The sequence below is a fragment of the Campylobacter majalis genome, from assembly GCF_905120465.1.
Lineage (GTDB): Bacteria > Campylobacterota > Campylobacteria > Campylobacterales > Campylobacteraceae > Campylobacter_A > Campylobacter_A majalis.
Genome location: NZ_CAJHOF010000025.1, coordinates 1 through 15,690 on the forward strand (window position 1 = coordinate 1; position 15,690 = coordinate 15,690).

General features: G+C 38.0%; 11 protein-coding genes, 5 tRNA genes and 1 pseudogene. 3 read left to right on the top strand and 14 right to left on the bottom strand.

Annotated features, from left to right (window positions below):
- Positions 1-24 precede the first annotated feature (24 nt).
- The 14 genes from LQU93_RS09195 to LQU93_RS09260 form a co-directional block, all read right to left on the bottom strand.
- Positions 25-1,533, bottom strand: a complete 1,509-nt coding sequence (locus LQU93_RS09195) for an AMP-binding protein (RefSeq protein ID WP_229933594.1) — start codon at positions 1,531-1,533, stop codon at positions 25-27.
- A 1-nt stretch (position 1,534) separates the two neighbouring features.
- Positions 1,535-2,746 carry an L-carnitine CoA-transferase gene (caiB, locus tag LQU93_RS09200; protein ID WP_229933595.1) on the bottom strand — a complete coding sequence of 404 codons (1,212 nt, stop codon included), beginning with the start codon at positions 2,744-2,746 and terminating at the stop codon, positions 1,535-1,537.
- Positions 2,747-2,909: 163 nt separating this feature from the next.
- Positions 2,910-4,043, bottom strand: a complete 1,134-nt coding sequence (gene caiA, locus LQU93_RS09205; RefSeq protein WP_229933596.1) for a crotonobetainyl-CoA dehydrogenase — start codon at positions 4,041-4,043, stop codon at positions 2,910-2,912.
- A 9-nt stretch (positions 4,044-4,052) separates the two neighbouring features.
- The gene (gene caiT / locus LQU93_RS09210; RefSeq protein WP_229933597.1) at positions 4,053-5,567 is read right to left on the bottom strand and encodes an L-carnitine/gamma-butyrobetaine antiporter; all 1,515 of its coding nucleotides are present in this window, start codon (positions 5,565-5,567) and stop codon (positions 4,053-4,055) included.
- Positions 5,568-5,585: 18 nt separating this feature from the next.
- Positions 5,586-6,563 carry an alpha/beta hydrolase fold domain-containing protein gene (locus LQU93_RS09215; protein ID WP_229933598.1) on the bottom strand — a complete coding sequence of 326 codons (978 nt, stop codon included), beginning with the start codon at positions 6,561-6,563 and terminating at the stop codon, positions 5,586-5,588.
- Positions 6,564-6,572: 9 nt separating this feature from the next.
- Positions 6,573-8,174: a sodium:solute symporter family protein gene (locus LQU93_RS09220; RefSeq protein ID WP_229933599.1), complete on the bottom strand. Its 1,602-nt coding sequence runs from the start codon at positions 8,172-8,174 to the stop codon at positions 6,573-6,575.
- Between the two features lie 205 nt (positions 8,175-8,379).
- Positions 8,380-9,168, bottom strand: coding sequence for an enoyl-CoA hydratase/isomerase family protein (locus LQU93_RS09225; protein WP_229933600.1), 789 nt, complete (start codon positions 9,166-9,168; stop codon positions 8,380-8,382).
- A 10-nt stretch (positions 9,169-9,178) separates the two neighbouring features.
- On the bottom strand, positions 9,179-10,066 hold the full coding sequence (locus LQU93_RS09230) for an FAD-binding protein (protein WP_229933601.1): 888 nt from the start codon (positions 10,064-10,066) through the stop codon (positions 9,179-9,181).
- An 11-nt stretch (positions 10,067-10,077) separates the two neighbouring features.
- Complete coding sequence (gene fixA / locus LQU93_RS09235; protein WP_229933602.1) at positions 10,078-10,839, bottom strand: putative electron transfer flavoprotein FixA; 762 nt, start codon at positions 10,837-10,839, stop codon at positions 10,078-10,080.
- Positions 10,840-11,987: 1,148 nt separating this feature from the next.
- Positions 11,988-12,077 (bottom strand) — tRNA-Ser (locus LQU93_RS09240).
- 50 nt (positions 12,078-12,127) lie between these two features.
- Positions 12,128-12,283 carry a hypothetical protein gene (locus tag LQU93_RS09245; RefSeq protein WP_229933603.1) on the bottom strand — a complete coding sequence of 52 codons (156 nt, stop codon included), beginning with the start codon at positions 12,281-12,283 and terminating at the stop codon, positions 12,128-12,130.
- 17 nt (positions 12,284-12,300) lie between these two features.
- A tRNA-Cys gene (locus LQU93_RS09250) sits at positions 12,301-12,374 on the bottom strand.
- Between the two features lie 24 nt (positions 12,375-12,398).
- Positions 12,399-12,484: transfer RNA gene (locus tag LQU93_RS09255), tRNA-Leu, on the bottom strand.
- A gap of 7 nt (positions 12,485-12,491) precedes the next feature.
- Positions 12,492-12,566: transfer RNA gene (locus LQU93_RS09260), tRNA-Gly, on the bottom strand.
- A 114-nt stretch (positions 12,567-12,680) separates the two neighbouring features.
- On the opposite strand from LQU93_RS09260, the gene LQU93_RS09265 reads away from it, so the two are divergent.
- The 3 genes and pseudogenes from LQU93_RS09265 to LQU93_RS09275 all read left to right on the top strand — a co-directional run.
- Positions 12,681-12,756: transfer RNA gene (locus tag LQU93_RS09265), tRNA-Ala, on the top strand.
- 708 nt (positions 12,757-13,464) lie between these two features.
- On the top strand, positions 13,465-14,985 hold the full coding sequence (locus LQU93_RS09270; RefSeq protein ID WP_229933604.1) for a flagellin B: 1,521 nt from the start codon (positions 13,465-13,467) through the stop codon (positions 14,983-14,985).
- Positions 14,986-15,563: 578 nt separating this feature from the next.
- Positions 15,564-15,690: pseudogene (locus LQU93_RS09275) on the top strand (IS1595 family transposase); the annotation flags it as partial.

Genomic DNA, 15,690 nt, shown 5'->3' on the forward strand with positions numbered 1-15,690 from the left:
TCACATCAAATTTATCTTCCATTTCTACCCTTTCAATAAATTTTTTCTAACCTTGCCAGTTGAAGTTTTAGGAAGTTTGTCGTAAAACTGCACTATACTTGGCACTTTAAATTTTGCAAGCCCCTTTTTGCAATACCTTATAAGCTCGTCCTCTCTTAAAATTTCTCCACTTTTTAAGACAACACAAGCCTTGACAATCTCTCCGCAACACTCATCTTCCACGCCAACGACCGCAACTTCTAAAATTTTCTCGCAAGATGAGATGTAGTTTTCCACCTCAATGCTTGATACATTTTCGCCTGAAACTTTTATGAGATTTATATTCCTATCAACAAAGTAAAAATATCCGCTCTCATCGGTGTATCCGATGTCGCCAGTCTTTAACCAGCCATCATCTGAAAAGGCTTTGCTTGTCGCATTTTCGTCGTTAAAATATCCGTCAAATATACTCTTGCCACGCTCACCTTTGATCCAAATTTCGCCATTTTCAAAAGGCAAAAGCTCACTTCCGCACTTATCTACGATCTTTGCTTCATAACAAAACCCAACTCGCCCAATGGATGGAAATTTACGCCTTTCATAAGGTCTATCCGTGATAAGCCCCACGATGGTTTCGCTCATTCCATAAGATGTTAAAACGCTTTTTAAATTAAATCTATCTAAAAATTTCTGCAAATCAGCCTCGTTTATATTTAGATAAAAGAGCATTTCACGAAGGCTATGATCCTTCTCACCAGCTGCAATTTTTTGTAGCATTAGCGTTCGCATCATCTTTGGTATGCACTCAGTTATCGTAATCTTGTGCTTTAAAATCCAAGACCAAAATTTAGACGCACTATATCTATAAGCCAAGACAAATGTCGCTCCACGAGAAAATGTCGGCATCATTGCGGTGCATTGTGCGTCTATATGCCAAAGCGGCATTGCGGTTAGATAGCGATCGTCGCCGTTTAGTCCTATCTGCCACGATGAGTAATGTCCTGCAAAGATTAGATTATAATGCGTTATCACAACGCCTTTTGGAAAAGATGATGTCCCAGATGTAAAAATAATCTGTGCAGGTTTTAGGTTATCAATCTTTGGCGTATTTAAAATTTCACAACAGTCATCTATCTGGTTTGATAAGCCAAGCAAAATTTGCATATCATTAGGGCGTAAATCGTCATAAATGTGGCTGAATTCTTGCTTTGTGATAAGCAGCTTTGGATTTGTTTTTTTGATGATAAATTCCGCATCATTTCGCAAAAAATTTGCATTTATCGGCACTGCTATGGCTCCGATTTTACAGGCTGCAAAAAAGCCAAGCACAAAATCAATGCCATTTTTTAGATGCAAAGCGACAAAATCGCCCTGTTTTATGCCCTTTGAAATTAGCAAATTTGCCGCTTTATTGATGTTTGAGTTTAACTCTTTATACGATAGGCTGATAGGATTTTCGTCGCCATTTTCAAAGATAATAGCCGTTTTGTCGCCAAAATTTTCGGCAAGTTCGTTAAAATAGCCATTTAAATCCATATCGCCTATCATATCCATCTTACTTGCCTACTTTTACGATTTTTGCTTCATTTAGCTTTGAAATTTCATCTGCCGTGTAGCCAAGATGAGCCATGATATCAGCTGTATCTTCGCCGTAATTTGGCATAGCACGCCAAATTTTGCAAGGGTTGTTTTTAAACTTAGGCATAACATTTGGACCAGTGAAGTCCTTGCCGGCTGCGTTTTTCCAAGTTGTAAAGCTATCTCTTGCTATGTATTGAGGGTTATTTTGAAGTTCGCTTACTTCAAGCACTTTTGCACCAGCGACATTTAGTTTAGCTAAGATTTCAAGTGCCTCAACTATCGTTTTAGAAGCGAAAAATTTATCCAAAGCTGCCTCAAATGCATCATTTACTTGCATTTTACGGCTGATTAGCTGAGTACCGACCGGCACATCTTCGCTGCCATAAAGCTCAGAAATTCCAATTAGCTCAAACATATCTTTAACCTGCGAAACACCAACTATCTCAAATACAATATATCCGTCCTTACAAGAGTAAAGCCCGCAACCAGCGTAAAGTGGATCTTTGCCCTTTATCATTCTAGGGCACATCTCGCCGCCGTTTAGATAGTCCATCATATAGTATTGTCCGACTCTTAGCATCGCCTCATACATCGCCACATCGATACTCTCGCCTTTGCCAGTTCTTTGGGCGTTATAAAGTGCAGCCAAAACTGAGCTAGTAACGGTTAGCCCACACATATAATCAGCCGTGTAAGGAAATGCTGGCATAGGCTGATTTGTATCGCCGTTTTGGATAAGATAGCCACTAAATGCCTGTGCGATCGTGTTATAGGCGGCTAAGTTTGTATATTCAGGATCGCCGTATTGACCAAAGCCTGAAAGATGGGCGATAACTAATTTTGGATTGTGCGACCAAAGCACCTCGTCTGTTATGCCCTTTTTGGCAAAGGCTGGACCCTTGCTAGCTTCGATAAATACATCACACTCTTTAATAAGCTTATAAAAAATTTCTCTGCCCTCATCGCTAAAAATATTTAGCGAAAGTGCATATAAATTTCTACGACTTAGCTCTTTATAGTTTTGCTGAACTCTTATAGTGTCTGGATATTTTGAGTTTTCTATCCAGATGACTTCCGCGCCCCACTCTGCAAGCATCTGAGCTGAGAATGGTCCAGCGATCTCCATCGCTGAAAATACTACGCGAACACCTGAAAGAGGTCCAAATTTTGGTGTGTTAAATTTCATATTTTTCCTTTCTTGGCGGCGTCATCTCGCTTTGTTGTGCTTCGTTGCTTTTTGCAAAACTTCGGTCATTTATCAAACATAAACTCCCTTGTCTTGCAAAAACCGCCTCGCCTAACTTTACGATACTTTCGCCTTGTCTTTTTAAGATTTCAGTTTTATCTTGTTATTTATACTTTTTTAAAACCGCTCTGCCAAGGGTTAGAATTTGCATCTCGTCAGATCCACCTGAAAGTCTATCAACCCTTAAATCACGCCAAAAACGGCTCACTCTATGTCCAGTTACGCCAATACCTCCAAGCACCTGCATCGCATCATCGACCACCTCAAAAGCGGTATTTGCACAAAAATACTTACACATCGCACTCTCACCAGTTACATTTTCGCCCTTGTCCATCTTAAACGCAGTTGAGTAAAGCATATATTTCATCGCCGTTAGCTTCATCGACATCTTGGCAAATTTATCTTGTATGAGCTGAGTTCTGCCGATCGCCTCGCCAAATTGAACACGCTCGTTTGCGTATTTTGCCGCATCTTCAAATGCACAATATGCAATGCCGTAGTTCGTGCAAGCAACTAAAAATCTCTCTGCGTCAAATTCTTCTTTTACGCGGTTAAAGCCGTTTGCATACTCGCCAAACATATCTTTTTCATCTAGTTCAACATTGTCAAACGAAATTTCACAACAACTATCCATTCTAAGACCGAGTTTGTCAAGATGAGTTAGCTTAATGCCTGGCTTTTTCATATCTACAAACCACTCAGTAAATACTGGCTTTTCACTTTGGCTATCTCTTGCCATTACGACTAGATATGGAGTTTTTGCACTTGAAGTTATAAAGCATTTTTGTCCGTTCAGATAGACCTTGCCATCTTTTTTGGTATATGTTGTTTTTAGACTTCCTACATCAGATCCAGCGCTTGGCTCAGTTATAGCAGAATTCCACATCTGCTCGCCAGTCCCACGAAAGGCGAAAATTTTCTCTATTTGCTCAGGTGAGCCGTATTTTAATATCGTTGAAAATCCTGGAAACTGATAAAGCACATATGTAGGAGCGCCACATCTGCCAAGTTCCTCCCATATCGCCGTTAGCGTAACCCAATCACTTCCCATACCGCCATGCTCTTCTGGTAAAAGCATAGTATCTATACCAAGATTTGCTATCTCTTTTGTCCATTCGATAGGATATTCGTGAGCCTCGTCACACTTTGCAAAATACGCCTCCCAGTTTCTGCTTTGCATCAGCTCTTTTACAGCTGTTACAAAGAGTTGTTGCTCGTCTGTTAAGTCAAAATTCATATCTTACTCCTAGTACCAATTATTTTTCTTAGCATCTTTAAAGAATGCAACTAAAATGATAATATTTACAAAAAATAACACACTACCACCGGCGATGATAGCCGTTTGTATAGGCTTTAATCCGCCAAGTGCAAGCAGTGTAACGCCGATGATACCAACTAAAACCGACCAGCCAATACGAACCCAAAGTGGCGGTTCATCGTATCCAGTCGCCTCTTTGCAAGTACTCATAGCCAATGTATATGAGCAAGCGTTGATAAGCGTAACTGTCGCGATAAAGCAGAGAATAAAAAAGCCCCACATTGTTAAAGTTGAAAATGGCAGAGCCGCCCAAGTTTCGATAATACCACGAGCAAGTCCGTGCTGTGCAATGATGGCTGGTAGGTCAATAGCCTTTGTTATCATCAAATTTATAGTGTTGCTTCCAAGTATCGTCCAAAGTATCCAAGTTGTGGCTGTTAGACCTGCAACCATACCGACACAAAGCTCGCGAACCGTCCTGCCGCGTGAAATTCTTGCTAAAAATATACACATTTGAATGCCATAAACAACCCACCAAGCCCAGTAAAACACCGTCCAGCCTTGTGGGAAGCCACCGTTTCCTATTGCGTCAGTGTAAAATAGCATTCTGCCGAGATTAAAAAACATCTGACCTACGCTATCGGTAAAGTAGTTAATCGTAAATGTAGAAGCACCAACTATCACAACCCAACCAAGCATAATAATCATCAAATAACTTCTTAAATCACTTGCAAATTTTATCCCCTTTTGCAAACCAAAAGCCACACAAACTGCGTTAAATACAACCCAACAAGAGATGATCATGGTATCAAGCTGTAGTGTTCTTTTTATGCCAAATATCCACTCTATACACTCAGTTACAAGCGGAGTAGCAAGTCCAAGGCTGGTTCCCATAGCAAGGATTAGTGCGACTATGTAAAGGTTATCTATCAAAACGCCTAGCCAACCATTTGCAAGTTTTTCGCCAACAGCTGTGCCTATCGTGCCGCTTGGGCGGACAACATTTATCTTTTTAACAAACAAAAAGTATCCAAACGCAACTGAGAGCAAACTATATGTCGCCCATGGAAGCGGTCCCCAGTGAAATAAGCTATAGGCAAGTCCAAGTTCTTTTGCCTGCATACTCATCGGCTCAAGTCCAAACGGCGGAGTGGTGACATAGTAGTAAATTTCAGCCGTTCCCCAGTATAAAACAGCTGCTGAGGTGCAAGAAGCAAACATCATAAAGATCCAGCTTATCGTGCTAAATTCGGGCTTGTCGTTTTCATCACCAAGTTTTTTGTTCTTCATCGGACCAAAAACTAGCCAAAACCAGCCAATAACCATAATCACCATATACCACTCAAAAGCCCATCCCCAAGAGCCAGTAACATAGGCGAAAGTAGCATTTATCACGCGATTTGCAGCGTCTAAGTCGCGAACAACTAGATAGCTTAAAATCGCAACTGCAATTAGCGAAGGAAAGAACACTTTAGGTTCAATCCCAACTTTTTTCTTTTCCATTTTAACCCCTTTCATGGTTTAATTGTTTTTGTTTAAAACATCGTTTAAAAATTTCGCACTATCTTTTAAAGCAGTCTTTGCCACGCTCATCACTTTTGAGTAGTGCAAAAATGCGTGCATTGTCTTTTTATACATTTTATGCCTATGAGATTTATCGTTTTGTGCTAAAATTTTATAAAGTGCAACGCTATCGTCTAAAAGCGGATCAAACTCACTTGAAGCGATAAAGCAAGGCGGAATTTCACCGCTTAAATCGCTGTTAAAAATATTTACAAACGGTGAGTTTTCATCGTCTTTGTTTTGCAGATACATATCGTAGTAATACTTGATGTCTTGCTGTCTTAAATAATCAACCTCGTTGCCGTAAAGCGTGCGAGAAACTGAGTCTTTAAGCCCGTAAATTCCGTAATATAGTATCATCGCTTTTACAAATTTATACGCCTTTTTACTATCTCTTTGGTGTAAAAATGTCGCTATGGCTAAATTTGCCCCAGCGCTATCGCCTCCATAAGCTACAAAATTATTTGAGATTTTAAATCTCTTTGCATTTTTTATGTAGTGCTTAATCACGGCTTCGCACTCTAAAATTTGCTGTGGAAATTTAGCCTTTGGACTTAACGAATAATCAATCCCAACAACGGCAAATCCACTAAAAGCTGCCAAATTTCGCATAATCTTATCATGCGTATCAATGCTTCCTACGACCCAGCCACCGCCGTGCATAAAAAACAAAGCGTTAAACGTATCCGCATTTGTCGGATAGTAAATCCTAGTTCTTACATTGCCACCTTTCCATGACACAAGCTCTTCGCAAATGTCGCTCATCACGGCTCCGCCTTCATTCCAAAATTTACGCTCGTTTTCGTAGTTTTTTTGCATTTGCAAATCATCATTTGCAATGGGTGATTTTGCGGCAAGTTTGGCTTGAAGTGCGTTTGCTTTTTTCATCTGCTTTGAAATTTGACTTAAAACATCGATTTTATTTTTATCTATCATAAAAATCTCCTAAAATTTTCCGCTCACTACTGGATACGCCCAAAAATATATCAAAACCGCCGTTATCGCAACTCCTGAAAACATCAAAAGATATGCGTAGACTCGGTCGATTTTGTAATCTTTAAGCGTTTTTTCACTTTGTGGAATGGTTTTTAAAATTTTTATAAACTCAACCTCTTCCTTGCTTTGCTTAGCACCAGAGTTTGCTATCATTGCACAAACTACACTTATAAAAATTCCCACAAAAAATGGATCAAGGAAATTTTTAAGCGGCACACCAAAAACTTGGGCTAAAATTTTTGCCGCCAAATACCCCACAAATCCGCCAAGCATCGCCCAGTATGCGCCGTTTTCATTTAGATTTTTGCTCCATATACTTGCAAATGCCACATATCCCCAAGATGCCGCTATGATCGTGCTTGCAAACCAAGCGATGATCCGCATACTAGCAAGCTCTAATGAGGCAATTAAAAGAGCAAAAAGGCTAACTGCAAAAACAACATATCTAGTAAATCTTATCTGTGATTTTTCGCTTTGAAATTTCATATCAAAAACATCATTTGCCAGCGAAAAACTAACAACCGAAAGAAATGTCGTAGCCGAGCTAAGCCCAGCTGAGAGTATGCCAGTAAGCAAAAATACGCCTATAAATTTTGGCACGATACTTTCGTTTGATGCGACCCATATTATGACTTGCTCTGGGTTTGGCATATTTGGATTTACAAGTATGACGCTGATTGCTACGACATAGACAAAAAGCAGAAAAAATATCGTTAAAATAGCTGATAAAACGCCTGAGCGAAATATCACATGCTCGTTTTTCGCCATCAAATTTCGTCCCGCTTGCCACGGACTAACGGCGACCGTTATCATCCAAATGATACCAACGGTGATACCATACATCATAATATCAAAGACACTTCCACCGCCAGTGTTGCCATGATATGTAAGCAAATCTTGCGGAGTGTTTGGATTTGCAGCTAAATTTGAGACTAAATTTGTAACTCCGCCAACATTTTCAAAGACAAAATATCCAACCAAAAGTGTAGAAAATAAAAAACAAATACACATAGTAGTATCAACGATAATGACGCCACGAGAGCCAGAATAGATCGTAAAAGCCACGATAAAAATCCAAGCCACAAACAAGCACAACACTCTATCAAGATCAAGCAAAGTCTGCATAAGTGTGGCTGTGCCAGAGATGACGCTTATAAGATAAGCTGTCAAAGAAAATATCGTTATAATCCCAGCAAGTCTGCCGATCCTTGGGCTATTAAAGCGTTTAGCAAAGTAGCTTGGCATCGTGTTTGCCTGAACTCTTCTAATGTATCTTCCAAAATAGAGCGGACCGATGATGTAACCACAAGCACAAAGGGTGTTTATGAGAAATAGTGTCGTTAAATTTCCGCCGTAGGCATAACCAGCATCGCCCATAAAGCCGTTTGTGCTAAGCATAGACGCAAACATCGTGCCAGTGATGAAAAATGTAGTGGCATTTCTACCACTGACATAGTAATCATCAACGCTTTTTACCTTTTTACCAGCCCAAAAGCCGATAGCTAGATATACGATAAGACCGATTAGAATTCCAACAATATAGATATTCATTTTAAGCCTTTTTGCAAACTTTACTCTGCTCTGCTGCCAAAGATGCGTTTAAAATAAAGCCTGTGATAATCACAAAAACTCCGATACAAACGGAAAATATAATCTCTTCCATATCCTCCCCCTGTCTTCACGCTTTTAATTAAAACAAGAGTTTAAAATTTAAAAGCGTTAAAGCCCCTTTGTATATTGCAAGGGGCTTTAAATTTTACTTGCCTTGCCAGTTTGGCTTTCTTTTCTCCATAAAGGCTAGCGGTCCTTCTACGCCATCTGCCGTTTTTTCGATAAATCTATACGCCGTATCAGAGTATCGCATCGCATCATCAAGCGACATCGAAGGTGCTATATGCATAATCTCTTTTGTGATTTTTAGACTTAGCGGAGCATTTGCTGCGATCTGCTCGGCTAGTTCGATCGCTTTGCTCATCAAATTCTCAGGCTCAACTACATAATTTACAATTCCAAGCTCCTTTGCCTCGTCTGCATAGATGAGTTTGCCGGTAAGACAAAGCTCCATAGCCACTTTGCGTGGGATCTCTCTTGCCATTCGCACAAGTCCGCCAGTTGAGGCGATAAGTCCAACCTTAACCTCTGGCAGACCAAATCTAGCACCCTTTACAGCTACGATAAGATCGCAAGAGATGGCTATCTCCATGCCACCGCCAACAGCTGTGCCATTAACCGCACAAATTATCGGTTTTGGGCAAAGGCGATTTGTAAGTCCGCCAAATCCATGTGCCGTAACCGTCTGGCACTCGCCAGTTGAGCTTAGCTCACTTAGATCCTCTCCTGCACAAAAGCTCTTCTCGCCCTCACCAGTAACGATGATAACACGCACGGCATTATCTTTTTCGGCTAAATTTATGATCTCTTCCATCTTTGCCGAAGTTGTGCCGTTTAGGGCATTTCTTTTTTCGGGTCTGTTAATCGTTAATATTAAAATCCCATCGTCTCTAAGCTCACTTTTTACTTCATTTGAACCATGATAATCTCTCATAGTATCTCCTTTATTTTAAAGATTTTATAACCTCTGGTAAGACTTTGTATAAATCACCCACTATGCCGCAGTCCGCATAAGAAAAGATAGGTGCGTTTTTATCTTTGTTGATAGCTATGATCTTACTCGCATCTTTTACGCCGACCATATGCTGGATCTGTCCTGAAACGCCGATAGCTATGTAAATTTCGGGCTTTGCCATGACGCTTGATATACCTATATACCTTTCATGCTCCATCCATTTTTCACTCTCTGCGATCGGACGAGTGCAGCCAAGCTCGGCACCGATAAGAGTGCAAAACTCTTTAATCATCTGCATATCTTCAAATTTTGCAACACCTCTGCCGATAGCAACTATCTTTTTGGCTTTATTTAGATCTACATTGCTCTGTTTTTTTGGTAGTTTTTGTAAAATTTTAATTGATTGATTTTGTGTCGTAGCCAAAATTTGAGCCTCTTTAAAGCTATCGCAAGTTTGATTGGCTGGGGCAAAAGTGCCTGAATTTACCACGACAACGGCTAGTTTTGAGTTTATCTTTTCAGTCGCTACCGCAAGTCCGCCATAAACCATCTTTTGGCATTTTACAGCTGTGCCAGAAATTTCAACTCCAAAAACTTCCGTGCAAACACCACAATCTAGCTTCGCTCCCAAACTTGCCGCAAAAAGCTTTGATTGCTTTGAGTTTGGCAGCAAAACAAGCCCGTCTTTATCCTGTAAAAATTTAACAACATCATCAAAATTTTCATAAACAAAAACCTCACCAGCTCCCAAACTAAAGGCACTTTTTGCTTCATCTGCATTTTTAACAAAAGCAAAAACACTATCGCCAAGCTCTATCGCTCCGCCTAAAATTTCAGCGCAACTTCCAACCGCATAAACATTATTAATCTTACTCATAAAAATCCTTTCTAACCTAAAACGCTTTTGATATTTGCGATAAATTTCGCCACGCTCTCATCGCTGTCATCTTGCATGATTTCGCCTAGTCTGTCTTTGTTTTTAGGTGCTTTGATACTTTCTAGCTCGACTAGGTTGCTTGGGGTAAAATTTACTTCTATTTTATTTACAGGTTTTTTTGCAGCCACTAGGATCGCTTTCATACCAGGAATGGCTGGTGTGTTGATGTCAGTTGAGACGCAAATGAGTGCTGGTAAAGCAACTTCAAGCTCTAAAATTTCATCTTCAAGCTCACAATGCACAACAATGCTTTTATCATTTAAAGATACGATTTTTTTGACACCATTTACGACTGGGATATTAAGCTTTGAAGCTGCTCTAACACCAACTTGTCCAGCGAAAAAATCAGCCGAGCCATCGCCGCAGATAATAAGATCATAGCCTATGCTTTGGGCTGCATTTTTAAAAATTTCAGCCGTATCGTGAGATAGTAAATTTGTAAAGCTATCACTTACTGCGATGTGCAACTCATCAGCCCCACGAGATAAAATGTCTTTTTGAATTTTGCTATTTTCAAGATTTTTATCACCTATGCTAAGAACCTTTATGTTTATGTTTTGATCTAAATTTTTAAGATCAACTGCTGCTTGAAGCGCGTTTAGATCAAATGGGCTGATTTTGATTACTGCACCGCCTAAATCCAAACTAGCATCGCTTAAAACCTTTATATCCTGCTCTTCGGCTACAACCTTGCAACCAACTATAACATTCATCTTTGCTCCTTAAATTTTAATCTATAAAATTTATTTAATCAAATTAAGTTTTCTAATCACGATTATATAATAAATTTGATTATTTTGTCAAGATAATTTTAATATTTTATAATAAAAGTAAAATTTAATATATTTTTAAAATTAAATTTTACTTTTTCTTCAAAGTTATCAAAACCATCATTATTTACAATCTTTTACTGTCATATGTGTATTTTTATCAAGTAATTTTTGAATTTTTAAGATATTTTCTGCATTATTTAAACTTTAATAATTAATGTAAAATTTTACAAGAATTAAGAGTATAGAAAATTTAGCAATAAATGCCTAAATATTAGGGTTTATAGCTATTTATTCAAGGTCAAAGTGATAAATTTTACAATGCCTTAAACTTTTTTGTGTTAGTTAAAAACCCTTTAAATCTGGCACGGCAATGCTTTAACTACGATACAAACTTCTGTCTGTCGCCTAATCCGTTTTAGTCTTTGTTGGTGCCTTTATATACAAAGTGTCATTTGGTGTTTTAAGAGCAACTTTATCATGAAATACCACAGTGATTTATAGTATACAATCCAATTACCATAATATAATTGATGTTGCATTTAGGGGGTCTTATTGCGATATTGGTTTGCAAAGTTCTGTTTTAGCAAGACAAATGCTGCTTATTTGCTTCTCCTTGAGTTGGCTAATATTTATGATTGAAGCTTTACGCTTACGTCCGTTTGCGTGGTATTAAAGCTTGTTTTGTCCTACTTTATCTGCATTTGCCATCTTAATTAATGCTTGGCTTTGCTTATATTGACACTTCTTCTAGCAACATCTAAAATAAAATTTGCAAATAGCTTATTTTGGTCAAACAAACACCAAATAGTCCTATTAACCAATCTTACAAACCACAAAATTACAATTTTAAGTTATCACCATACAAACTAAAGTCGATTTAATAATATTTTAAAAATTATAAATAAAACGAAATTTACTAAAATTAATATAGACATTGCAAACGGATAAGACAAAGTTGTTACTAGAATTTTAATTAAAATAGATTTATTTTTGATTTTTAGTGATGTGGTAAATTTCACATACTGCATAAATTATGAATATAAAATATTAAAACAAGATTGGATTGATTGAGTAAAAAATGGATAATATGGCCGGGAGATAGGGATTCGAACCCCAGGAGGCTTTCACACCTCAACGGTTTTCAAGACCGCCGCTTTCGACCGCTCAGCCATCTCCCGAAATTTTAAAGAATTGAATTATACCAAAACTAACTTAACTTGGTATAAAACTACTCTGTTTTTTCTTTTATATAGGTTGCACCATCATTTATCTTCTCTTTTGTCCATTGAGCCGCATTTGAACTATCACTTTTTACGCCGTTCCAAGTATTAGAACATCCAGCAAAACACAACAAAACAACAAAGATTAAAGACAAAATTTTCATCGTACCTCCTAAGCATTTGGAGGCGACACCCGGATTCGAACCGGGGGTAAAAGCTTTGCAGGCTTCTGCCTTACCACTTGGCCATGTCGCCAACAAACCTTAAAAACAAAAATAGTGGTGCCCAGAGCCGGACTTGAACCGGCACGGAAAAATTTCCGAGGGATTTTAAGTCCCTTGTGTCTACCATTCCACCACCTGGGCAAAAAAATGGAGCGGGAAACGAGATTCGAACTCGCGACCCTAACCTTGGCAAGGTTATGCTCTACCCCTGAGCTATTCCCGCATTGAAGTTTGCAATTTTATCTAACGTTTGCTTAAAATTTTATTTTATTTTGATTAAATTTTACAAAATTTCAAAATTTTGTAAGATAATTTGCTGTAAAATACAAAAATCTTTGGGGTTATAGCTCAGCTGGGAGAGCGCTTGAATGGCATTCAAGAGGTCGGCGGTTCGATCCCGCTTAACTCCACCATTTTATCTTTTTTAAGTTTCTTTCACTTCTTTTTACTTCCTTTTTATACCGATACTCAGGGATTTATAGCAGTTTTAATCATTTTTACTTTCTTATTGCCATGAAGTGATGAGATTACTTATTAGATTGTCTTTCTAGATTAAGTTGTTTTTTATCAGTGGTTAGTTAAGTTGTTTTAAATTTTTAAAAATGCAAATTCTTATTTGTTTATTAGTGCGTTTATATTAGATTTATTATTTTAATTTGTGTTTTAATTACTAATAAAAAGCAGCAAACACATTAAAAGAGATTAGAAATTTAAAGTGCTTAAAATATTATCTTATGAGTTTTGGTTTTTATTATTATGGGTTTTGCAGTCTAGAATTAATTTGGCAAACGCCTAAAATGCTATCTTATTATTTATTATATGATTTTATAATCTGCACTTGAAGTATTTAGAGCTTAAATCTCTCGCTACCAACCCCATACATTTATTTCACATCTGATTATCCGCACTGCCGATCAATCACTCAGATTTACCATATTTATTTCATTGCAGCTTTAGTGCATATTTTAGCCTTTTATGCCGATATTTAGCATTATTTATCATTATAAATGCAAAATTTTATAAATTTTTGCATTTACCCCCTAAAGTATTTTTTATTTGTGCCGATATAGTTTTTAAGCTAATCAAGGGAAAGGTTAGCAATAAACATAAAAGGATTTAAAATGAGTTTCCGTATTAACACAAACATCAACGCGATGAATTCTCACGCTAACGCCGTAGGCAACAACAGAGATATCACAAACTCTCTTGGCAGACTAAGCTCAGGCTTGAGGATCCAAACAGCAGCAGATGACGCATCAGGTTTGGCTATTGCAGATAGCCTTCGTTCACAAGCAAGTGCATTAGGTCAAGCTATAGCAAATGGTAACGACGCTATCGGTATCATACAAGTAGCTGACAAGGCAATGGACGAGCAGTTAAAGATACTTGACACTATCAAGGTCAAAGCTACTCAGTCAGCCCAAGACGGACAGACAACTCGTTCTCGTCAAGCACTTCAAGCTGACATCGTTAGACTTATGGAAGAGCTAGATAACATCGGCAACACTACATCATTTAACGGTCAGCAGTTACTAAACGGAACATTCTCTAATAAAGAATTCCAAATCGGTGCCTACTCTAACCAAACAGTTAAAGCAAGTATCGGTGCTACTACATCTGATAAGATAGGTCTAACTCGCTTTGAAAGCACAGGCTTAGGTGTATTCTCTCAAAGTGCAACCAAAGGTGGTGTAGAGCTTACTATGAAGTTCTTAAAAGTCGATGGTGTAAATGACGTAACTGTAGCTAAGTCAAAACTAGGCACAGGTATAGGCGAGGGTGTTGGTAGTCTAGCTGAGAACATCAACAAAGTAGCTGATAAAACTGGCATTCGTGCATCATTTGATGTTACATGGATTGCAAATAAAGCTTTGACAGCTGGAAATGTAACAAGTCTTACTATCAACGGTATTAAGATTGGTGATTTAGAAGTTAAAGCAAACGACGGTAACGGTGCATTGGTAAATGCTATCAACTCTGTTAAAGACCAAACAGGCGTAGAAGCATCTATAAATACAGAAGGCAAAATGGTGCTAACTAGCCGTGACGGTCGTGCTATACAAGTAACTGGTAAAGGTGCTGGATTTAGCGGTAGTGGTGCAAAGCTAAGCTTTGGTTTTGTTGGTCGTTTAAATCTAGTAAGACTAGATGGTAGAGATATTAAGATATCTAATGATACAAGTTCTGCTTTCTTTAAGGCTGTTTCTAAAGCTATGATGACATCAAATGGTGGTGCTCAAGCATCAGTATCACTACGTGAGATACGCGGTCAGATAGATGGCAAACTAGCATCTGCGATGGGCTTTCAAAGAATGAGTAAAAACTTAACAGTCGCTCAATCAGCTGGTGTTATGACACTACGCGGTGCGATGGCTGTAATGGATATAGCTGAGTCTGCACAACGCACACTTGACTTCATCCGCTCAGACCTAGGCTCAGTGCAAAATCAACTAATCTCAACTGTAAATAACATCACAGTAACTCAAGTGAATGTAAAAGCAGCTGAGAGCCAAATCCGTGACGTGGATTTCGCTCAAGAGTCAGCGAACTTCTCTAAGTATAACATCCTAGCACAATCAGGAAGCTATGCTATGAGTCAGGCTAACTCAGTTCAGCAAAACGTCCTTAAATTACTACAATAATTTAAGCATTTTACGCGAAGGGCTTCGTAAGAAGCCTATATCCTAAAATTCTTAGTAGTTTTAGGTAATTTTGCGTATTGCCGACCCATTTGGTATCAATCGTCAATCTGCAAGATGTGTTAATCCCAAAGCCCCTTTGTGGGCTTTGGCTTTAAAGAATGGAGTATCTATGATACTGTGCTTTTTACTTTTATCTTCAGGTGCTGTTTTTATACTAACTGTATTATATCTATTGCTAGAGCTAAGAAAAGCTTAGCAAATAAAAACAAGCATATTTAATACTTTAAAATTTTTAAATCATTTGATAAAATTTTAAAGTATCTTTATAGATGACAGCCAAATGCTATTTTGATATCTTGCTACAGATTTGCTTTGCTAATAAACAGACGATAAAACTTTAATAAAGTGTCGCTAAAAGCCTTTAGCTACTTAAATATCATAAATAAATTTTAAGTATTTTAAAACATTTTTAAAACATTTTGCTTTACAAAAATGCTTTACTTTATCACTACTCTCACTTTTAGCCTAATAAATTTTGGCTCTCTTTAATTTAAGTTCTTAACAAGGAGCTTAAAAGTATGATTATATCGATGAAAAATAAGTACATATATCGTTCCCTAAATTTCAGAAAAGAAATTTAGGGAAATTTTAAGATATTTCTGCCTAGATATTGAGGCTACTAAAATATCAAAATTAGTAGGAATT